Annotated in this window: 23 protein-coding genes; 11 read left to right on the top strand and 12 right to left on the bottom strand. The window is 33.9% G+C overall.

Translation table 11 applies throughout. From position 1 onward, the window contains the following. Window positions 1–65: 65 nt before the first annotated feature. From ABJF52_RS19005 to recR, 9 genes are all read right to left on the bottom strand, one after another. Entirely contained in the window at window positions 66–1313 is a 1248-nt protein-coding gene (locus tag ABJF52_RS19005) for a competence/damage-inducible protein A (protein WP_348153764.1), read from the bottom strand. A gap of 3 nt (window positions 1314–1316) precedes the next feature. Next, a complete protein-coding gene (locus tag ABJF52_RS19000; protein WP_348153762.1) occupies window positions 1317–1655 on the bottom strand; it encodes an Hpt domain-containing protein in 339 nt (112 codons plus the stop codon). Beyond that, entirely contained in the window at window positions 1655–2266 is a 612-nt protein-coding gene (locus tag ABJF52_RS18995; protein ID WP_348153760.1) for a fumarylacetoacetate hydrolase family protein, read from the bottom strand. The genes ABJF52_RS19000 and ABJF52_RS18995 overlap by 1 nt, the downstream gene beginning before the upstream one ends. Window positions 2267–2303: 37 nt before the next feature. Continuing rightward, the gene (locus ABJF52_RS18990) at window positions 2304–3215 is read right to left on the bottom strand and encodes a carboxypeptidase-like regulatory domain-containing protein (protein WP_348153759.1); all 912 of its coding nucleotides are present in this window, start codon (window positions 3213–3215) and stop codon (window positions 2304–2306) included. Beyond that, complete coding sequence (locus ABJF52_RS18985; RefSeq protein ID WP_348153757.1) at window positions 3216–3992, bottom strand: exonuclease domain-containing protein; 777 nt, start codon at window positions 3990–3992, stop codon at window positions 3216–3218. A gap of 550 nt (window positions 3993–4542) precedes the next feature. Then, window positions 4543–4794 (bottom strand): methyltransferase domain-containing protein, encoded by a 252-nt coding sequence (locus ABJF52_RS18980; RefSeq protein WP_348153755.1) that lies wholly within the window; start codon window positions 4792–4794, stop codon window positions 4543–4545. 71 nt (window positions 4795–4865) lie between these two features. Beyond that, on the bottom strand, window positions 4866–6113 hold the full coding sequence (locus ABJF52_RS18975; RefSeq protein ID WP_348153753.1) for a DUF481 domain-containing protein: 1248 nt from the start codon (window positions 6111–6113) through the stop codon (window positions 4866–4868). 165 nt (window positions 6114–6278) lie between these two features. After that, a complete protein-coding gene (locus ABJF52_RS18970; protein WP_348153751.1) occupies window positions 6279–7676 on the bottom strand; it encodes a dihydrolipoamide acetyltransferase family protein in 1398 nt (465 codons plus the stop codon). A 92-nt stretch (window positions 7677–7768) separates the two neighbouring features. Then, the gene (recR, locus tag ABJF52_RS18965; protein WP_348153749.1) at window positions 7769–8389 is read right to left on the bottom strand and encodes a recombination mediator RecR; all 621 of its coding nucleotides are present in this window, start codon (window positions 8387–8389) and stop codon (window positions 7769–7771) included. An 85-nt stretch (window positions 8390–8474) separates the two neighbouring features. Between recR and ABJF52_RS18960 the strand changes: the two genes are divergently transcribed. Then, window positions 8475–9947, top strand: a complete 1473-nt coding sequence (locus ABJF52_RS18960) for a sodium:solute symporter (protein WP_348153747.1) — start codon at window positions 8475–8477, stop codon at window positions 9945–9947. Window positions 9948–10046: 99 nt separating this feature from the next. Here ABJF52_RS18960 and ABJF52_RS18955 read toward each other — a convergent pair whose 3' ends face one another. Further along, a complete protein-coding gene (locus ABJF52_RS18955) occupies window positions 10047–10406 on the bottom strand; it encodes a CoA-binding protein (RefSeq protein ID WP_348153745.1) in 360 nt (119 codons plus the stop codon). Window positions 10407–10621: 215 nt separating this feature from the next. Then, window positions 10622–11692 (bottom strand): branched-chain amino acid aminotransferase, encoded by a 1071-nt coding sequence (locus ABJF52_RS18950; RefSeq protein ID WP_348153743.1) that lies wholly within the window; start codon window positions 11690–11692, stop codon window positions 10622–10624. 106 nt (window positions 11693–11798) lie between these two features. Here ABJF52_RS18950 and ABJF52_RS18945 point away from each other — a divergent pair, with 106 nt between their 5' ends. The 10 genes from ABJF52_RS18945 to ABJF52_RS18900 all read left to right on the top strand — a co-directional run bounded on the left by ABJF52_RS18945 (window position 11799) and on the right by ABJF52_RS18900 (window position 21327). Further along, the gene (locus tag ABJF52_RS18945) at window positions 11799–12302 is read left to right on the top strand and encodes a DUF4920 domain-containing protein (RefSeq protein ID WP_348153741.1); all 504 of its coding nucleotides are present in this window, start codon (window positions 11799–11801) and stop codon (window positions 12300–12302) included. A gap of 6 nt (window positions 12303–12308) precedes the next feature. Next, window positions 12309–12974, top strand: a complete 666-nt coding sequence (gene mnmD / locus ABJF52_RS18940; protein ID WP_348153739.1) for a tRNA (5-methylaminomethyl-2-thiouridine)(34)-methyltransferase MnmD — start codon at window positions 12309–12311, stop codon at window positions 12972–12974. 78 nt (window positions 12975–13052) lie between these two features. After that, window positions 13053–14000, top strand: a complete 948-nt coding sequence (locus tag ABJF52_RS18935) for a TIGR01777 family oxidoreductase (RefSeq protein ID WP_348153738.1) — start codon at window positions 13053–13055, stop codon at window positions 13998–14000. A 159-nt stretch (window positions 14001–14159) separates the two neighbouring features. Further along, entirely contained in the window at window positions 14160–14708 is a 549-nt protein-coding gene (locus ABJF52_RS18930) for a nucleotide exchange factor GrpE (RefSeq protein ID WP_348153736.1), read from the top strand. A 34-nt stretch (window positions 14709–14742) separates the two neighbouring features. Beyond that, a complete protein-coding gene (gene dnaJ / locus ABJF52_RS18925; protein ID WP_348153735.1) occupies window positions 14743–15870 on the top strand; it encodes a molecular chaperone DnaJ in 1128 nt (375 codons plus the stop codon). 243 nt (window positions 15871–16113) lie between these two features. Further along, entirely contained in the window at window positions 16114–17049 is a 936-nt protein-coding gene (locus tag ABJF52_RS18920) for an ATP-binding cassette domain-containing protein (RefSeq protein ID WP_348153733.1), read from the top strand. Next, the gene (locus ABJF52_RS18915) at window positions 17042–18382 is read left to right on the top strand and encodes an ABC transporter permease (RefSeq protein ID WP_348153731.1); all 1341 of its coding nucleotides are present in this window, start codon (window positions 17042–17044) and stop codon (window positions 18380–18382) included. Before ABJF52_RS18920 ends, ABJF52_RS18915 begins: the two co-directional genes overlap by 8 nt. Before the next feature lies 1 nt (window position 18383). After that, window positions 18384–19229 carry a mechanosensitive ion channel domain-containing protein gene (locus ABJF52_RS18910; RefSeq protein ID WP_348153729.1) on the top strand — a complete coding sequence of 282 codons (846 nt, stop codon included), beginning with the start codon at window positions 18384–18386 and terminating at the stop codon, window positions 19227–19229. Window positions 19230–19258: 29 nt separating this feature from the next. Beyond that, a complete protein-coding gene (locus ABJF52_RS18905) occupies window positions 19259–20152 on the top strand; it encodes a DUF6268 family outer membrane beta-barrel protein (protein WP_348153727.1) in 894 nt (297 codons plus the stop codon). A gap of 11 nt (window positions 20153–20163) precedes the next feature. Continuing rightward, on the top strand, window positions 20164–21327 hold the full coding sequence (locus ABJF52_RS18900) for a sigma-54 dependent transcriptional regulator (RefSeq protein WP_348153725.1): 1164 nt from the start codon (window positions 20164–20166) through the stop codon (window positions 21325–21327). Between the two features lies 1 nt (window position 21328). On the opposite strand, the gene ABJF52_RS18895 is transcribed toward ABJF52_RS18900, so the two are convergent. Continuing rightward, complete coding sequence (locus ABJF52_RS18895; protein WP_348153723.1) at window positions 21329–22024, bottom strand: hypothetical protein; 696 nt, start codon at window positions 22022–22024, stop codon at window positions 21329–21331. Window positions 22025–22086 lie beyond the last annotated feature (62 nt).

Here is a 22086-nt window from a genome sequence, read left to right as displayed (position 1 = left end):
TGCTTACTTTTTCTTTAAACAGGCTGCAAATTTATACCAATTTTACGGGATGACAAAATTCTTATCTAGAATTTTAATATTTCTTTTTGAAGCAGCTCAAAAGCTTTGTTTACGGACTTTTCAACGATTCTTTCTCGTTGATTACCCATAATAAACTTTTCAACAACAGTTCTTTTTGGAGTTGCAATAGCTATAAAAACGGTTCCTACCGCTGCATTTGAATCTCCTTTAGTTGGTCCTGCGTTGCCAGTAGTGGCTATTGCATAGTCACTTTTCATTAATTTTTTAACATTTTCAGCCATAGCTTTAGCTACCGGAGCACTTACTACAGAATGCTTTTCAATTAACTCAGAATCCACCTTTAACACCTCTATTTTAATAGCCGTAGCATAACTAACTACTGTGCCCTTAAAATAAGCCGAAGCGCCTGGTATTGCAGTTATACTTTCAGCAATTCTTCCGCCCGTAAAGCTTTCTGCTGTTGCAAGCGTGAGTTTTTTCTTTGTTAATAATTGACCAACTACATGCTCAAGGGTTTCCTCATTTTCGGTTCCATAAACCAAATCACCAATTAGACTCGTGAGTTTTTGACTTTCTTCTTCTATGGCCTTTGTAATAATTTCTTTATTGGGACCTTTCGCACTCAATCGTAGTCGCACTTTACCCAAATTGGGTAAATAAGCTAATTTTATAAATTCGGGTAGATTATTCTCCCAATCTTCAATTCTAGCGGCTAATGCGCTTTCCCCGAGTCCATACGTTATTATAGTTTTATGTAAAATGTATGGTCGTTTGAAATCACGAGCTATTTTTGGTAGCACCTCGTTCGTAATTAAATGTTTCATTTCAAAAGGAACACCAGGTAAAGACACATAAACAGTATTATCTTCATAAAACCACATTCCAGGAGCAGTACCATTCGCATTATGTAATACGGTAGCTTTAGATGGTACAAGTGCTTGTTTCCGATTTATATCAGAAATAGGCGTGTTGATGTATTTTGCAAATAATGCTTCAACATGGCTTAAGACAGCTTTATTTTCAACTAGTTGATCATTAAAATATTCGCAAAATGTATGTTTAGTAATATCATCTTTTGTTGGACCTAAGCCTCCTGTAACTATGATGATTTGAGCACGACTTTTTGCATCACGCAGTGCATTTAATATGTGTGTTCGGTCGTCTTGAATCGAAGTTATTTGATACACTGAAACCCCTATTTTATTTAGCTCTTTGCCTATAAATGCGGAATTGGTATCTATGATTTGACCAATGAGAATTTCATCGCCAATGGTGATGATTTCTGCAAACATAAATTATATATTGAAATCATTCTTTAGTTCTGACATTACTTGAACAATGTCAGTTTTTAGAGCAGGAAAAACCTTTTCTATATCAGCGATACTTGCTTTATTCTTGCCCATTGTTTCAATTTCTAAGGCGGCTGCACGAGTTTGCTCCATACCTAACAAATCAACATTTGGCTTTATTTTATGCGCTAATTGGTATACTTTTTCGTGGTCTTGTCCTGCAAGCGCTTTCTCTAATTCTTCAAGGTCATGTGGTACCTCCTCTAAAAATACGGTAACAACCGAATTAATAAAATCTTGATCGCCATCGGCCATCTCATTAATTTTGTCTAAGCTGTAGATCATTATTTTATTTTTACAGAAAATAGTTTATGGCCCTGTAATTCGCCTGCAAGATAGTCATTTGGTTCAACCTTACCAACACCAGCAGGTGTTCCGGTAAATAAAATATCTCCTTTTTTAAGCATAAAATAGGTAGATACGTGAGCTATAAGCTCATCTATTTTCCAGAGCATTAAATTTGTATTGCCTTTTTGTACAATTTCATCATTTTTGGTCAACGAAAAATCAAGATCATTTAAGTCCTTAAATTGATTTTTATCTAACCAATTACCAATTATCGCTGAACCATCAAATCCTTTTGCCTTTTCCCAAGGAAGACCTTTTCCTTTTAAAGTGGCCTGCAAATCTCGAGCGGTAAAATCGATTCCTAAACCAATTTCGTCGTAATAAGAAGGAGCAAATTTAGCTTCAATGTGCTTACCTACTTTTTTAATTTTAACTAGAACTTCAACTTCGTAATGCAAATCATTAGAAAACTCTGGAATATAAAAGTCTTGTTCTTTAGGTAAAACAGCAGAATCTGGTTTAATAAATACCACGGGTTCAGTTGGTCGTTCATTGGCCAACTCATTTATGTGGTCTGTGTAATTTCTGCCAATACAAATTATTTTCATATTCCGATTTATTAGTATGATTCTCTCAAAGACAAAATTAATTACTCTTTTTCAGTTTTAAGCTAATTGCAGGAACGAAATTTTCAGTTCCATTTTTAGATTTTACAGTAAAATCGGTCCATTTACCCATCCCATATACCATGGCTCTGTAATTTTGATTTTTCACATATACGCCACTAAAGGTAGGTGCAAACCGATCTTCTACAGATTTTTTTTTGGTGATTGGGTTAGTTACAACATTACGAAACCAATTGTTGGAGATAAATAACCATTCCAATCCTATATAGACACCATTTTCAGGTATTTCAATATTTAAGCTGGAAAGATCTAGTGATACATAATCTTTTTCGAGTTCCGATTCTAAGACTAAACTTTTGCGTACTAAATCTTTGTTCGGATTTTTAGTAGCGGGGTCCACATTGTACACTCGAATCCTAAATCTGGAAGTTCGTTGATTAAACTTGGGATTTTTTTGAAAAAATACGGTTATATTTTCGATATACTTTTTTTGTGCTCCAATGTTCGGAAAATATAGTGCTAACACCCAAGGAGTTGCAGAACTGGCAAACCCACCAGTTAAGCTATAACTACTTATTGGATTTAAAACATACGAATCACCTAGCGATTTAGATACCACAACTTCTTCTAATTCAAAAGATTCTTCAACTAGGTTAAAGATTTTAGATTTGTATAAAGTTTTAGCCACAATAATAGTGTCTTTATAACCTAAAGAAGAAATATGAACTTTATTGTTTAATAACTCGTTTGGGATGTCTAAATAAAAATGACCGTTATCATCTGTGGAGGTACCTTTTAAGGTATTTAAAAAACTAAGATTTACATAAGGTATAGGGTCTTTTGTTTTCGAATCAAAAACATTACCTTCAAATAAAACTTCTTGGGCATTTATTTGGGCGACTAATAATAGGGGGAGTAAAAGAAATCGCATTTAACTTAATTTATTATTGAACTGGCTAAGTTTTATTTGGGTGAGTACTTTTTTCGTGTATAAAGGAAAATCTGCGTTTTGAATCCATCCGAAATATCCAGGTTCTTTTTCAAGAACTTCTAAAACTTTTTTTCCTTTGTGCTTTCCGAATGAAAAAATTTCCACATCATTTTCGTCATAGCTAATAAAACCGGCGAAATCTGCAAAACGTTTGTGTTTTGAAAATTCTGCAAGCTTTTTTACATTATTCTCTAATTCAGGGTAACGATCTAGTTGTGAAAGTAAAACTTCATAGGTAGCGATAGTATCTGCTTCTGCACTATGGGCATCTGTAAGGTCTTTGTCGCAATAAAATTTATAGGCTGCTACTAAAGTGCGCTTCTCCATTTTATGAAAAATTGTTTGCACATCAATAGCTGCCATATTTTTCATATCAAAATCAACACCTGCACGCAACATTTCTTCTGCTAGTAATGGAATATCAAAACGATCGGAGTTAAATCCACCTAAATCAGAGTCTTTTATCATTTTGTAGACTTCTTTCGATCGTTCCTTAAAAGTAGGTTCATTGGCCACTTTTTCATTAGAAATACCATGTATGGCAATTACCTCTGCAGGAATTTCCATTTCAGGATTTACCAACCATGTTTTACTTTCTTTATTACCGTTTGGGAATATTTTTAAAATAGATATCTCAACAATACGATCTTTAGCTACGTTAGTGCCTGTAGTTTCTAGGTCGAAAAAGCAAATAGGTCTTGTAAGTTTTAATTCCATTTAAAATTATCTTTTTTGCAAAGATAGGTTTTCAAAAAGTTAAGTGGAATCTATGATTTGAAATTTTGGAAACTTCGATTATGTTTTTTTTGTGATGCTATAAATTTTATAAAAAATTCGAGCATTTATATGAAAAACGTTGTTATTGGAAATCGTGTTTAACTTATTAGTAAGCTTTTGGTGTAGTTGTACTTTTTGTAAAAGATTTTCAAAAAACAATTGTTGGGATGAACTGGCTAATAGTAGGTGGGCTAAATTTCGTGCTTCTATTGTTAAATTTGTAGTCTCTTTTTTACTGTTTAAAATCGAAATAAAATTTTCCTTTAGTCCGTTAAAATCAGCCTGATGATTATAATTTTCGTTTGCTGGAGATTCATAATTAAAATAACTTAAAGTTTCATTCAATAAAATTTCAAAATCATAGATTATAATATGTGCTTGGTTTTTTGAAACACGAATTATTTAATTCAATAAAAACTGAGATTTTGCATAATACAATGAACCAGCTAAGGTAGAAAGTTCGAAAGTATCGGCTTCAAAATACAAATTATTACCTTAAAATTTGATAAGAAACTATTGCATGAAGCAGGGCTCGTTCTAACATACTTTTGCTAGGGTCGATGCCTATTACCCTGTTACAAAATTTTGCTAACGCTATGGAAGAATTACCAGTGCCACAACCAATATCAAGTCCAATGTTATGTGTTTTTTTTTGTAAACATTTTTCAAGGATAACCTGATGTAACGGTGGACGATAAGCTGCATAATGTTCGGCATTAATAGTATCGTAATCAGCGGACATTCTTTGCTTTATTTGAACTTAGTGTTGGTTCTAATATTAAAAACCAATCTTTAAATCAATAATGTTATAATTTAGAGTCGAGTATTAATTATATTATTGTAAGCTGAGCCAAAGGTATAGCTAAGACCAATACTTGCCCCAAGTTGATAATCTGTTGCAATTTGTTTTTGCTGTAATAAAACGTCCTCCAGAGATGCATCACCGGCAGGAAGGTTTATTTGATCGCGAATAATTTGTAAGTTCCCAGAAAAGCTTACAGCTAAACCTTTTATAATTCTAAGTGAAGTACTTCCAGAAAGTTGTATTCTATTTTTTGTAAAATCATTCAGAAAAGTCGAGCCAATTAACCTTGCATAAATATTTCCCCACGGTTGTCTATAACGAACTTGTACATCTAACGAATGGTTGAAAATACCTTCTTGGAGTTTATCGTAGATAGTGGGTTCTATATAATCACTATGAAAAAATCCAATTTTATAGGCAAAAACTATTTCGCGCCGAAGTACTTCGTTGTAAGGAAAAATATTGAATTCAATAGCTGGTGAAAAATAATACCTAAAATCTAAATTTGTAAAAGTATCATGTCGGGCACCACCAAATATTCCTGCTGACCAATGGTCTGATAAACTTCTTACAATACTTCCATCTCCGGAATATCTAAATCTCTCGCTGGTATATAATACATCATCTTGTGTGTATTCACTATTTGCCTGGTTTAATTGTAAATCAGTTCGAATACGCCAATTTTCAGTAACATGATCGCTTTCAAAACCTATGGCATAAGAAAATGATTCTCTACTAGATTCCTTATTTAGTCTAGCTCTACCAAAGATTTCGAATATCCAATTGTTCCAAGGGTCTTTGAAGTCTATGTCTTGAATGGTGCCCAATCCTTTATTGTTGATAGAATAGTTAATATGCTCGCCCATATCAGATTCTAAAACGAATTTGAGAAGACCAAATTTTACTTTTTTTACGAGTCCTTTTCGAACTTCATCTGCTGTCATATTAGCATTGGAGTCGAAAGAAGTTTTGGTTATTATACCTTCGTAATCTTCGTAACCATTAAATTCTAGTTTATAGGTTCGTCCGCCACTACCATTGGCGATATCGTAAATAAAAAGTTGCACATTAGCTTGGGCTTGATCTCGAACGTGATTAACAAAGTTGATTTCTTGTCTGATGTAACTTTTTTCGCAATTACAATCAGTATAAAGTTTAATAGTTTCTTTGTTGTCCTTTTCTTGGGCAAAAAATATGGCGGGAACTAATATAAGCAGCACAAAGGTTGTGCACACTTGAAGTGAACATAATTTCATTATTGGTTTTTGGTAAAGCTGGTTTGTTGTGCTAAAGTTAAGCGCTACCTAAACGTTTGTATGTTAGAATAATGTTAATAGTGAAATTAGATGAACACATTCATAAAAATTGTCAATTCAATAAATAATGGAAGTTTTTAGTTAATTTATTGAATTATTCTCAATTTAAATCGCGCGATTAACGTCCCAAGCTTCTAAATAATCGGCAACTTCTTTAGCAAACATGCTTCCTAAAGCTCCATTTACTACACGATGATCATAGCTATGAGAAAGGTACATTTTATGTCGAATCCCAATGGAATCTCCTTCATCAGTTTCGATAACAGAAGGAATTTTTCGTATAGCCCCTAAAGCAATAATACCAACTTGAGGTTGATTAATAATTGGAGTTCCAAAAACACTACCAAAGGTACCTACGTTCGTAACAGTATACGTTCCGTCTTGTACCTCATCTGGTTTCAATGCATTGTTTCTAGACCTATTTGCTAAATCGTTTACAACTTTAGCCATACCAACCATATTTAATTGATCTGCATTTTTAATAACTGGTACAATAAGATTTCCATCTGGTAAGGCAGCGGCCATACCTATATTTATATTCTTTTTCTTAATAACAGAATCTCCAACAACCGAAATATTCATCATTGGATATTTTTTTAATGCCTTGGCAATCGCTTCCATAAAAATAGGAGTGAAGGTGAGTTTTTCATCTTCACGTTTTTGAAAATCCTCTTTTACTTTGTTACGCCACGCTACTATATTGGTTACATCAACTTCAATAAAACTTTGTACATGAGCTGATGTCGCTACACTATCTGTCATATGCTTAGCAATCATTTTACCCATACGAGTCATTTCGATTACTTCATCGCCACCAACAGTTTTAACAGTACTGATTTGATGCACCTGTTGAGGTTCTGCGATAGGTTGCTTTTTAGCTTGTTCAACTTTTGGTTCTTCCTTTACTTCAATTTTTGCCTCTTTCGGAGCTGGAGCTATTTTTTCAATAGTTGGAGTGCTTTTTAAAATAGGAGCCGTCTTTTTAGTGGCAACAAAACCTAGAATATCGTTTTTGGTAACTCTTCCTTCAAGGCCAGAACCGTTAATAGTGTCTAATTCAGCAATTGTAATTCCCTCTTGTTTAGCAATGTTTTTTACCAATGGAGAATAAAAACGGTCAGAGTCCTTGGTACGATATTCTTCATGATTTTGACTTGAAGTAGCAGTTTTAACGTTTTCAATGTTATTCTCCAATTCAGTAACCACTTCCTGCGATACTTTTTCTTCAGGTTCCGAAGACTGCGATTCTTCAGTAGTATCAGCTTCTATTTCAATTATTGCAACAACATCACCTACTTTTACGACATCGTCTATATCAAATCTTTTTTCAACAAGAATACCATCTACTTCACTAGGCACTTCTGAGTCTACTTTATCCGTAGCAATTTCAAAAATAGCTTCATCCATTTCAATGGTTTCTCCTATTTCTTTCAGCCATGTTGTCAATGTTGCCTCTGCAACACTTTCTCCCATTCTTGGTAATTTCAATTCGAATTTTGACATATTTTTATTGCCTAATAATCTTGATAAATGTTATGCAAAAGTAAAGAAAAAACGTCCGGAACGTTTATTTTATTGCAATAATCGATAGGTTGTTAATTGGCTTTTAATGATCCTTCAAACGGAATTCGATTGATTATGCTTCTGCCTAAAGTTACTTCATCGGCATATTCAAGTTCGTCTCCGACGGCTACTCCACGCGCAATTGTAGAGGTGTTTATTTCGAGACCTTCAATTTGCTTATAAATATAGAAGTTGGTAGTATCACCTTCCATTGTAGAGCTCAAGGCAAATATCATTTCTTTAATAATACCCTTCTTTGCTTTGGAAATCAACGAACTAATAGTAAGATCTTGTGGTCCTATTCCTTCCATTGGTGAAATTTTACCTCCTAGCACATGGTATAATCCTCTAAATTGGCCTGTGTTTTCTATTGCCATTACATCACGTATGTCCTCAACTACGCAGACGATACTTTCATCACGTTTTGGGCTAGCACAAATTTCACATAGTTCAACATCAGAAATGTTATGGCATGAAACACAAAATTTTATTTGGCTTCTTAAATTAACTAGGGCGCTTGCTAAATTTGTTGTTTGTTCTTCAGGTTGCTTTAGTAAATGTAGGACAAGGCGAAGTGCTGTACGTTTGCCAATACCTGGTAATTGCGATATTTCATGCACTGCATTTTCTAAAAGTTTTGAAGAGAAATCCATAGCTGCAAATTTACACTTTTAGATTGATGAGAAGCGTTAATATAATCAGGTTTAATTTGTATTTTGCATTTTCAAACTTGCCTTTATGACACCAACGAATATTTTACTCCTCATCGCAGGGTATTTTTTATTACTCATTTTAATTTCTTATTTAACGGGAAAAAACGATAGTAATGATGATTTTTTTAAGGCAGGTAAATCATCACCTTGGTACTTGGTTGCATTCGGTATGGTTGGGGCTTCACTTTCAGGAGTAACCTTTATTTCAGTGCCCGGATGGGTAGCCGATTCACAGTTTAGCTATATGCAGGTAGTGTTTGGCTATGTGGTCGGTTATTTTGTAGTAGCTTATGTATTATTACCTATTTATTATAAATGGAATCTCACTTCAATTTACGAATACCTTGCAAGAAGATTTGGTGTAGTAAGTCATAAAGTTGGTGCAATCTCATTTTTTGTTTCTAGAGTGCTTGGGGCTGCATTTCGTTTGTTTCTCGTTGCTATAGTATTACAGCAATTTGTCTTTGATGATTTAGGCGTACCCTTTGAGGTTACAGTAACAATTTCAATATTACTTATTTGGGTGTATACTTTTAAGGGCGGTATAAAAACTATTGTTTGGACAGATACCTTGCAAACCTTATTTATGCTGCTTTCCGTAGGGTTTTCAATTTATTTTATTTTGAATGAATTGAATTGGACAGTTAGCGAATTCCTAGATTCGGAAGAGCTAAAACAATACAGTCAAACCTTCTTTACTGATGACTTCTTTGCTCCAAATTATTTTTTTAAATCTTTTTTTGGTGGCATGTTTGTTACAATTTGCATGACAGGTCTTGATCAGGATATGATGCAAAAGAATCTGACATGTAAAAACCTTGGCGATGCAAAAAAGAATATGGTTTCTTTTAGTCTAACCTTAGGGGTTGTCACTTTTGTTTTTATGTTATTGGGAGCTTTGCTTTTCATTTATGCTGATAAGTTTAATATAGCTATTCCTATGATGGATGGCCAAACGAAAACAGATTTGCTCTTTCCAGAAATAGCATTAAAAAGTAACTTAGGAATAGTGGTAGGAACAACTTTTATGTTGGGACTAATAGCAGCAGCTTATAGTAGTGCAGATAGTGCCCTGACCTCGTTAACAACTTCTTTTTGTGTTGATTTTTTAGCTATAAATAATAAACCTGAAGAAAAACAAAAAAGCATTCGAAAAAGAATTCATGTTGCTATGAGTGTATTGCTTGTATTGGTAGTTATTATATTTAAGTATGTATTAGATACCAATGTAATTGATGGGTTATTGAAAGCAGCCGGGTATACCTATGGTCCTCTTTTAGGACTATTTTCTTTTGGTATACTTACCAAGTTCAAGGTAAAAGATAAATATGTTTGGGTTGTTGCATTGCTTTCCGTAATTATAACATTCACTTTAGGTAAGATACCTTCAGAAAGTTTGGGTGGATATGTTTTTGGCTATGAACTTTTACCGCTAAATGGATTATTTACTTTTATTGGACTTTGGTTAATAAGAGAAAAAACAAGCATAGAGAAATGATTTTTAAAAACGATAAAAAGTAATATAATGTCGTTCTAAATGTTAACATAAATGTTAAAATTTCGTGTATTTCGTCTAATACTTTTATTGTAGGAAAAATCAGTATTGTTTTGTAGATAAAAGAACAAGAGTGCAGGCTACTTCTATTTCTATGTTATTGTTTTTTAGTATTTTATAAAAGTCGGGGTTTTCAGTACCAGGATTAAAAATAACCCTTTTAGGGTCTAAATTAAGCAATGCCTTGTAGTATTCTGGTTGGTGCTTTAGACCGACATACAATGTAACGGTATGAATATTTTGAAAATCGTTAAAATTGGTCTTTATTTGTACACGCCCTATTTTACCTGCTTTTAATCCGAAAGCTTCAGTATCTATGTTATGGTCTATTAATTTTTGTACTGCCATATTACTATAGCGATTTGATTTTAAGGAGGCTCCCAGGACAAGTGTTTTTTTCATTTGTTAAAATTGGTGTTAAATAGTGTTGGAAAATGTAACTTTTCAGTATTATAGTCGTCTATAGTAAAGTTTACATTACAATATTATAATAAAAGAATTGGTCGTTGATAAGACTATATGTTTATAGTTAATGGTTAGTGTTTAGTATAGTTGAATCAATGACAGAAACCCTGATGGAAACATCAGGGTTTTGTTTTTTAATGCTATTTTATTATTTAATCAGAGATACCATATCGCCAACCGTAACTATCTTCAATTCTATTATATTGAATGTCAGTTATTGTTTTCTTCATTAAATCAGCATAACCATTTTCAATTTCTGGCAACATATAATCTTGGCCTTTGTAACCAAAACCAGATATTGGCGAAACTACAGCAGCTGTACCTGCACCAAACATCTCTTTAAGCGTTCCCTTTTTTGCAGCCGCAACAACTTCAGAAACTGTTAAGGTTCTTACTTCGGTTTTAATTGAATTGGCTTCCGCTATTTGTAAGATACTTTTTCTAGTAATACCGTCTAAAATACGATCACTTGTGGGGCCAGTTATTAATATGTCTCCAATGCGTACAAAGATGTTCATTGCACCAGCTTCTTCAATATTTTCGTGTGTATGGTCATCCGTCCAAACAACTTGCTGGTATCCTTTTTCTTTGGCTAATTGGGTAGGGTGAAATTGTCCAGCATAATTACCACCGGTTTTAGCATATCCAACGCCACCATTCGCCGATCTCGAGTATTTTTCTTCAATAAGCACTTTTACTTTTCCAGAAAAGTAAGCTCCAGAAGGTGCTAAGCATATAATAAACTTATATTCATCGGCCGGTGATGCATGAAAACCTTCACCAGAAGCAAACATAAAAGGTCGAATATACATGGCGCTACCATCTGTTGTTGGAATCCATTTTTCATCTAATCGTAATAACGCTTCCAAACCTTCCATAAAATAGTCTTCGGGAATTTCTGGCATTGCCATACGACTCGCCGAGATATTAAATCGTGCATGATTGTCTTTTGGTCGAAATAACCACATCGCACCTTCTTTATCTTTATAAGCTTTCATACCCTCAAAAATAGATTGCCCGTAATGAAAAATTTTAGCAGATGGCTGCAAAGTAATTGGCCCGTAAGGAACTATTTTAGGGGCTTCCCAAGCACCATTCTTATAGTCACAGACTAGCATATGATCAGAAAAAATGCTTCCGAAAGCAAGATTATTGAAATCAACTTGGCTTATTTTAGAATTTTTCGCCTTCTCTATTTGAATGTCAAGTGTACTTGGGTTCATACTATAATCTGTTTTAAAGAATAAAATTAACTAATTCTAACACCTACCACAGCTTTTTCAAATAAATTTGACGAATTTTGTGTGTTGAACCAATTTTTTATGAATTATGTATAGATTTTGCCTTTTAGTTACATTATTGGTTGCTACTAATCTGTCTAATGCGCAGGAAGTTAAGTACGGAGCTAAATCTTTTGAGAAATCGAAAATGGAATATGATGTTTTTGGTGAAAAAATCGATAATTCCAATAGTATTACGAGTGCAATGATGTACGAAAAGTATAGTAATCTTAAAACTTCTGACTCTTTAAAAACAAAGTTTTCGGCTAAAGTTTTGGACGTATGTAAAGCAAAAGGCTGTTGGATGCGATTGGCCTTAGATAATGGAGAAGAGGCAATGGTGAAATTTAAGGATTACGGATTTTTTGTACCACTAGATATTACTGGGAGAGAAGTTGTAGTTAATGGAAGTGCTTTCGTCAATGCTGTTAGTGTTGAAGAGCAAAAGCATTATGCTAAAGATGGTGGAAAATCACAAGAAGAAATTGACAAAATAACAACACCCAAAAAGACGTACGGATTTCTTGCTGATGGTGTATTGTTAAAGAAGTAATTAAAATTGAAAAGGAAAATAATTACGACTTCTGATGGATCAAAGACCATTCAAATTGAAGATTTGAATGAGCAATATCATTCTATACATGGCGCAGTACAAGAGGCTAAACACGTTTTTATAAAAAATGGACTTGCGCTTTTTAAAAATAGAGAAATTTCAATTTTGGAAATTGGATTTGGTACAGGTTTAAATGCATTAATTACTTTGATGTGTTGTAAAGATTTCAATTTAAAAATAAATTATACCGGTGTAGAAGCATATCCTGTCATGAAAAATGAGCTGGATCAATTAAATTATATTGATTGCTTGCAAGCCAATGATTTTGTTTTAGAATATATTAAAATGCATGAAAGTGCTTGGGAGGCTAATGTGTTTATAACCGATGAATTTGTATTAAAAAAGCGACAAGAAGATTTTTTAAAAATTGAAGATGTTCAGGCCTTTGATCTTATTTATTTTGATGCTTTTGGGGCAAGAGTACAGCCAGAACTTTGGACTAAAGTAATATTTGAAAAAATGTTTACAGCCATGAAAAATGAGGCTGTTTTGGTTACTTATTCAGCTAAAGGAAGTGTTAGAAGAGCAATGCAAGCTGTTGGTTTTGAGGTGGAAAGATTACCAGGTCCACCCGGAAAGCGAGAAATGTTACGTGCTAGAAAACTTAAATAACACTTAAACTAGTCCGAAAGATGTTAAATCAAAATTAAAGTGCACGGTGGCAATAATTGAAACCAATACCTTTGTTAAATGAGGTATTTAATCACAGGCGCAACTGGTTTGGTAGGCAAAGAAATTGTAAGTCTTTGTCAGGCCAATGGTATTGCCGTTAATTACTTAACTACAAGTCGTGATAAAATTATTTCTAACGAAAATTACAATGGATTTTATTGGAACCCGAGTACAGGTGAAATAGATGATAATTGTTTTAAAGGGGTATCTAAAATTATTAATCTAGCTGGTGCATCAATATCGAAAAGATGGACTAAAAAGTACAAAAGGAAAATAATTTCGAGCCGAATTAATAGCCTTCAAACTTTGTATAATGCAATAAACAATTTAGAATCACACGATATAAAATCAATTGTATCAGCTTCAGCTATTGGTGTGTATCCGAATTCTTTAGAGAGATATTACGATGAGCATGAAAAAGAAGTAGATAATAGTTTTTTGGGTGAAGTCGTAGAGCAATGGGAAAATGAGGTGAATCGATTTAAAGCCTTTGAAATAATTGTTTCTAAAATCCGTATTGGTCTTGTGTTGTCAAAGAAAGGTGGAGCCTTGCCGCAAATGGCTAAACCAGTTGAAATGTATGCTGGTGCTGCTTTTGGTACAGGGAAACAATGGCAGTCTTGGATATATATTACCGATTTAGCTCGGATATTTATGTTTACTGCAAAGAATAATTTAAAAGGTATATATAATGCGGTAGCTCCTAATCCAGTATCACAAAATAAATTAATTAAAGAAATAGCCAAGGCATTAGAAATGCCATTAATTTTACCGAATATCCCGAGTTTCGTCATAAAGGTGATATTAGGTGAAATGTCTTACTTAATTCTTTCTAGTCAAAGAGTCAGTTCTAAGAAAATTGAAGAAGATGGGTTTATTTTCGAACATTCAAATATTTCTTCCGCTCTGGAATCCATTTACCAAAAAAAGAGTTCAAAAGAATCAAATAGAATAAATCTTTTCTGAAAAGGTTTTCACCTACAAATACACTTAGTTTTTCACTGCATTTTATGGCCGAAAGGGGCTAATCGATTGTTTTTATAATAAAGTTAGTGACATTTTGACATTTTTTAAGAAATGGCAGTACTTTTGCCATCCATCAATGGATAAAAAATTACACACGCCATGAGTGAAAAAGATAGCACCGAAGAGTTAGACGAAATACTTCCAGAAACCGAAGTAACTGAACAACAGCAAGAAACTGAAAACGTGCAAGAAGAAGTTTCAGTGGAAGATGAGCTACGCAGTGATTTAGCAAAAGAAAAGGAAAAGTTTTTACGACTATTTGCAGAATTTGAGAATTACAAAAAGCGTACTTCTAAAGAACGTATGGATCTTTTTAAGACCGCTGGTCAAGAAGTTATTGTAGCTATGTTACCAGTACTTGATGATTTCGATCGAGCATTACCAGAACTTAAGAAATCGGACGATAAAGAATCTTTCAAAGGAGTAGAATTAATAAGCAACAAATTACGCGAAACATTAAAATCTAAGGGTCTTGAAGAGGTGAAAGTAAAGCAAGGAGATGCTTTTGATGCTGAAATACATGATGCTATTACACAAATACCCGCACCGAAGTCTAAATTAAAAGGTAAGATTATTGATGTGGTTGAAAAAGGATTTAAACTAGGTGATAAAATTATAAGACACCCTAAAGTGGTAGTTGGTAAATAAAACCTGAGTACGGATTTTTATCTAAAATAATAAAGTGAAGGAAGATTTTTACGAAATATTAGGCATTAGTAAAGGAGCAACAGCTACTGAAATTAAAAAAGCATACCGGAAAAAGGCCATTGAATATCATCCTGATAAAAACCAAGGTGATCCCAAAGCTGAGGAGATGTTTAAAAAGGCAGCGGAAGCGTATGAGGTATTGAGCGACCCAGATAAAAAAGCACGTTATGATCAATTTGGTCATTCGGCGTTTGAAGGTGGCGGCGGATTCGGCGGAGGAAGCATGAATATGGATGACATATTCAGCCAATTCGGCGATATTTTCGGTGGCGCTTTCGGTGGTGGCGGAGGAGGATTTAGCGGTTTCGGGGGCTTTGGCGGAGGTGGTCAGAGAAGAGTTAAAGGAAGTAACTTGCGAATTCGTGTAAAACTTACTTTAGAAGAGGTTGCCAATGGCGTTGAGAAAAAAGTTAAGGTACGACGCAAGAAACAAGCACCGGGAGTTACTTATAAAACATGTAGCACTTGTAATGGAAATGGTCAAGTAACTAAAATTACGAACACCATTCTTGGAAGAATGCAAACAGCGGCTACTTGTAGTGCTTGTGGTGGTAGTGGTCAGCAAATTGACAAGAAGCCAAATGGCGCAGATGCGCAAGGTTTAGTAGTCGAGGAAGAAACTGTTTCAATAAAAATTCCTGCAGGTGTTGAAGAAGGAATGCAGCTTAAAGTACCTGGTAAAGGTAATGAGGCACCAGGAAATGGTGTTTCAGGAGATTTACTAGTTGCTATAGAAACCTTAGATCATGAAACACTTAAGCGAGAAGGAGATAATTTACATTATGACCTTTATATCAGTATTTCTGAGGCCGTGTTAGGAACTTCTAAAGAGATTGATTCTGTTGGAGGAAAAGTTAGAATTAAACTAGAATCGGGCATTCAATCCGGTAAAATATTAAGGTTAAGAGGTAAAGGGGTTTCAAATTTAAATGGTTACGGGAGTGGTGATTTGCTAGTTCACGTAAATGTTTGGACGCCTAAAGAGCTAAATAAGGAGCAAAAGGACTTCTTTGAACGCATGCAGAACAACGAGAATTTTGATCCAAAGCCCGAGAAATCAGATAAATCATTTTTCGAGAAGGTCAAAGATATGTTCTCTTAATCGAAAAGTAAGTTGCAGTTTAAATAAAAAACGTATATTTGAGACTATATCGGTTAAACCGGTATAATTTTCTTTTTCATAGCAATTTTTTTCCCATCCTTGAATTTTATTTAAGGATGGGTTTTGTTTTTTATCACTTTCTCAATAGTTTGGCTATATAGAATTATCATTCAGATGTTAAATCGTCAATAAAATGCGATTTGGTTTTTGAATCAATTCCATATCTTTGAACAAAATGCCTGCATGAACAACATTTTGGTTACTAAAGAGGTTACCAAACAGTATGGTGAACATCTTGCCTTAAACAAAGTTTCGCTCGAAATACCTAAAAACAGTATCTATGGTCTGCTCGGACCAAATGGTGCTGGCAAAACCACTTTAATTAGAATTATAAATCAAATTACTTTTCCAGATTCAGGAGAAGTCTATTTTGATGGTGAGTCCTTAAAACCAGAGCATATTGCTCAAATTGGTTATTTACCAGAAGAACGTGGATTGTATAAAAAAATGAAAGTAGGTGAACAAGCTTTGTATTTAGCACAATTAAAAGGACTAAGTAAGAATGATGCGAAATTACGTTTGAAATATTGGTTCGATAGACTTGAAATTGGTGATTGGTGGAATAAAAAAGTCCAAGAATTATCCAAGGGTATGGCTCAAAAGATTCAATTCATCGTCACTGTTTTACATGAGCCTAAATTACTCATATTCGATGAGCCCTTTAGTGGTTTTGATCCTATTAACGCAAACATTATAAAAGATGAAATTTTAACTTTAAAAGAGAAAGGAGCTTCAATTATCTTTTCAACGCATCGAATGGAATCTGTAGAGGAATTGTGTGAGTATATAGCGTTGTTACATCAATCTGAAAAAATATTAGATGGTAGGTTGGTGGATATAAAAAAGGCATATAAAAACAATATGTTTCAAATTGGTTTGGAGGTAGCGCAAGGCGAAGATTTAATAAAAGAACTTTCAAGTAAATTTGATATTAGTTTATCTCAATTTAATCCTGAAGAAAATCAATTAGATTTTAAAGTGCAATTACCAAATGGTGATTCCAATGAAATGCTTGCATACTTGTCAACCAGAGCTAATGTCAATCGTTTTGTTGAGACTATTCCTTCAGCTAATGAAATTTTTATAAAGAACATACAAGAAAAGGGAGTAAATGAGTAAACTAGGTTTAATAATCAAGCGAGAATATCTGGCCAAGGTAAGGAACAAATCTTTTGTTGTAATGACATTTTTAAGTCCTATACTAATGGTGGCTATGGTTGTGTTAATCGCGTATTTAACCAAGATAAATGACAATGAAAGGCAGGTAGTAGGTGTATTAAATGAAAGCGATTTTTTTACCAACGATTTTGTTGGTTCAGAAGGTACATCGTATTTACATTTTAGTAATATTTCATTAGAAGAAGCTAAAGATTCAGCTGCTAGTTTAGGCTATTTAGGTTTGCTCCACATTCCAGCTAAAGATAATTTGGAAGCGTTAGCCAAACAATCATTTTTCTACACAAAAGACACACCTAGTACTGCAATACTTGATAAAATAGAGGGAGTTTTTCAGGATAGATTACGATTACATCGATTACAAGAATTAGGGGTTTCTGTTCAAGATTTTGCCGCGATGGAAAATCGTTTTGAGCTTAACACGGCTACCTTCGGAGGGCAAAAAAACTTAAAAGGTATTAATGAGATAAAAGCTTTTATTGGTGGTGGCTTTGGTTATCTTATAATGATGTTTATTATTATTTATGGTGGTTTTGTCATGCGAAGTGTAATAGAAGAAAAAACCAGTAGAATTATAGAAGTTATTATTTCTTCTGTGAAACCATTTCAATTAATGTTGGGAAAAATAATAGGGACTTCATTGGCTGGAGTTACTCAATTTGCTATTTGGATAGTTTCTGCATCTTTATTAATGCTCGTCACTTTTTCGATTTTTGATATAAATCCGTCTGCATTAAGTGCGACAGCAGATATTACAAATGGAGTGGCGGGTGATATGGCCCCCCAAGTACCAACGTTAGATAAAACAATGCAATTGTATGCGCAAGAACTGTTTGATATCCCGTGGGTGATGTTAATTAGTTTTTTTATTATTTATTTTGTTTTAGGGTATTTAATCTATAGTTCTATTTATGCTGCAATTGGGGCAGCGGTAGATAGCGAAACCGATACGCAACAATTTATTTTTCCGATTATTTTACCATTAATGTTAGCCATATATGTAGGTTTCTTTTCTGTGTTTAGTAATCCGCACGGACCTATAGCTGTTGGTTTTTCATTATTTCCGTTGACTTCTCCTATTGTTATGTTAATGCGATTGCCGGGAGGTATTGGAGAAGGCGGTGTGCCTATTTGGCAAGTAATTACATCGATCATCCTGTTAATTGTTACCTTTGTTGGTATTGTATGGTTAGCCGCTAAAATTTATCGTGTAGGCATTTTAATGTATGGTAAAAAACCTACATACAGAGAATTGTGGAAATGGTTAAAATATTGAAATGGATAGTTTAGATGGTATTTTTTCTTTAATAAAAAGTTTTTTATCATACCCTATTATTAATACTTATGCTATAGATATAAGTATAGGAACTATCATCTTAATTGTTGTAATTCTAGTAGTTGTTTCAGTTCTTTTAAAGCTGATAAACAAACTTGTTACAAAAAAACTACCACTAGAAGATAAAAACAAGTTTGTTAGTATTTTTAATTTTCTGAGATACTTATTATACATTCTAATAGTTGGTACAGTTTTACACTCTTCCGGAGTAAATCTTACTGTATTACTAACGGCTTCAGCTGCGTTATTTGTTGGTCTTGGTTTTGCATTGCAATATCTTTTTCAAGATATTATTTCTGGCATAATGATGATTTTAGATCAATCACTTCATGTTGGTGATATTATAGAAGTAGATGGTAAAGTGGGGCGTGTTTTTGAAATTCGCTTACGAACTACAAGGGCGCTTACAAGAGATGACAAGGTAGTAGTGATACCCAACCATATATTCTTAACCGACAGCATTTATAACTATACTCAAAATCATAAAACAACAAGAGAATACGTTAGAGTAGGGGTTGCATATGGTAGTGATGTAAACGTAGTGGCAAAGTTACTCGAAGATGTTGTTAAGAATCGGCAAGGAGTATTAAAAAATCCTAAACCATTTGTCATCTTTGAAGATTTTGGTGATTCGGCTTTAATGTTTACCATCAATTTTTACATAAATGATAGTTTTGGAGATCCAAAAATTAAAAGCGCAATACGCTTTTCAATAGATGAAAAATTTAGAGCAAATAATATCACTATACCTTTCCCGCAAAGAGATGTACATATATATCAGCATTAATGCATCTTAAAAAAATTGTTGTAAAATTCATGCAGAAATTAGAATTCAGGTATAGTTTTAAATCAATATGCTTTATTGGTTTCTTTTTAGTAGCTGCTTTTTCTTTAGCGCAAACTCCAGATGTTTTTCGTGCAGAGTATATGCTTATGCCCAGAAATGATGCTGGAGCTAAATTATCACGCATAAAACTGGTAACGAATGTGCCCATAAAATTAAAGGATTCTCATAATTTGGTTATAGGAGGAGAATACAATCGGTTAACTTATGATTTGGATAGATCAGATGTGCAACTGAGTACGGAGGTTTTGAATTATTTTCATATTATCGATTTTAATTTGGCGTATGTACATCGCTATAATGATGATTGGCGATTAATTGGGGTATTAACGCCACGTTTGGCATCAACCTTAACCAATCGATTAGGAAATGGAGATTTTTCTATTAATGCAACCATCGGCGGTTTTAGAGAGCGGCTAAATATTGATAAGCCAACACGCCTTGTTGTGGGTATCGCTTATAATTCTACCGTTACACCAAGAATTCCTTTGCCTTTTGTTTATTATGAGAAACGATTTCATCCAAAATGGACATATGTTGTCGGGGTGCCAAAGACAGGTATGAAGTTCCATTTAAACGACACTCATTTAATCCAAACCGAGTTTATTTTAGATGGATATTTTGTAAACCTACAAAATAGTACCATATTGCCAGATGCCGGATTTGCATCGAGTATATCATCTTCTGCAGCATTGGCAACAATAGGCTATCAATTCAATTTATCAAAAGTAATGTCTGTTTATAGTTATATGGGGCATACGCTGTTTCAAACAGGAGTTTTGAGAGATGAGGAAAGAAATGATATTTTTACAATAAATGATGATCCTAGTTTTTATTTTAGGGCTGGATTTAGAATAGGACTTTAAATAAGATACATATGTCAAGAATTTTAGTAGTTGAAGATGAGTCAGCCATACGAAGGGTATTGGTGAAAATACTTTCTGAAGAAAGCGAGGCATATACTGTTGAGGAGGCTGAAGATGGCTTAAAGGGCATAGAAACCATAAAAAACAATGATTACGATTTAGTTTTATGTGATATTAAAATGCCAAAAATGGATGGCGTTGAGGTATTAGAAGCTGCGAAAAAGATAAAGCCAGAAATTCCCTTTATTATGATATCTGGACATGGAGATTTGGATACAGCTGTAGGCACTATGAGAGCTGGAGCTTTCGATTATATATCTAAACCACCAGATTTAAACCGACTTTTAACGGCTGTTAGAAATGCATTAGATCGCAAGGAGTTGGTAGTTGCTAATAAAATTTTAAAAAAGAAGGTTAGCAAAAATTATCAAATGGTTGGGGAAAGTAAAGAAATTTCGGCCATAAAAAATATTATTGAAAAAGTAGCTCCTACCGATGCTAGAGTTTTAATTACCGGGTCGAATGGTACTGGTAAGGAATTAGTAGCGCATTGGGTACATGAAAAAAGCCAACGTAGTCGAGCACCATTTATTGAGGTAAATTGCGCTGCAATACCTTCAGAATTAATTGAAAGTGAACTATTTGGTCATGTTAAAGGGGCATTCACCTCTGCTGTAAAGGATCGTGCTGGAAAATTTGAAGCCGCCAATAAAGGAACTATATTTTTAGATGAAATTGGCGATATGAGTCTTTCTGCTCAGGCAAAAGTATTAAGAGCACTACAAGAGAACAAAATTTCTAGAGTGGGTACAGACAAAGACATAAAAGTTGATGTACGTGTGGTTGCAGCCACCAATAAAAATTTAAAAAAGGAAATTGAAGATGGTAAATTTCGAGAAGATTTATATCACAGATTGGCCGTTATTTTAATTAAAGTTCCTTCTTTAAATGATCGAAGAGATGATATTCCCATGCTAATTGAACATTTTGCAAAGAAAATAGCATCAGAACAAGGCAATTCGCCTAAAAAGTTCTCCGATAAAGCCATAAAAATGCTGAAGGGCTATGATTGGACAGGTAATATTAGAGAATTAAGAAATGTAGTTGAAAGACTAATTATCTTAGGGGGTACCGAAGTTACAGATGTCGATGTTAAGTCGTTTGCCAGCAAATGATTTATTTTGCCATACAATCACCTATTTGATCCAGTGCCTTTTTTGTGATATCTTTAGTTCTTAGGTTATAGTATTTTTTACCCTCAGATAAGTCTTCTTTAAGCAATTGTGCCTCACAATGATTGTATATGCGCATGGCGAAAGCGTATGCTTCTTTACATTCAACAGTTTCAACCACTGTTTGTAATGAAGCTTCGTAGCTTATTAGTGAAATATCAATTTTCTGCTTAAAATCAATTTCTTTTGGCTTGTTTTCAAATGCAGTAGTTGTATTTTCAGAGTTTACTGTATTTAGGGCTAATACATCTTTACCATAAGAACTCCTATGCTCTTCGTGGTCTTCAATTGCTGCAATACTTGCTATAGTATTTTCTAATGATTTATTTAAAAGCAATCTTGTTTCATTTAAAGTAATAGCTCTAGTTGCTGATTTTAGGTGTTTTAGGGCCTCCTTCATATAGTCGTAAGCATCAGTACAACCACAATCATCAAATAGTTTTTGTGACTTTTCCATCGCATTTAGGGCTTTATATGCCTTAAAATGAGATTCGTTTACATTTGTTGCTGTTATAGCCTTCTGTGTTTGGGTCTTTATATACCCCATATTAGACCCTGCGTATTCGCACTCTTCACTTATCTCAAATGATGAGAAAAGTACTAGAAGTAGGCTATAAAACACTAAGTAATGTGCTTTCATAATACATAGTTTAAATTGTAAAATTTGGGAGGTTTTACACTACAAAGTTAGGCATAGCGAGG

Source organism: Aurantibacter sp. (assembly GCF_039941195.1).
Taxonomy (GTDB): Bacteria; Bacteroidota; Bacteroidia; order Flavobacteriales; family Flavobacteriaceae; genus Aurantibacter_A.
This window is presented reverse-complemented; position numbering and strand designations above follow the sequence as displayed.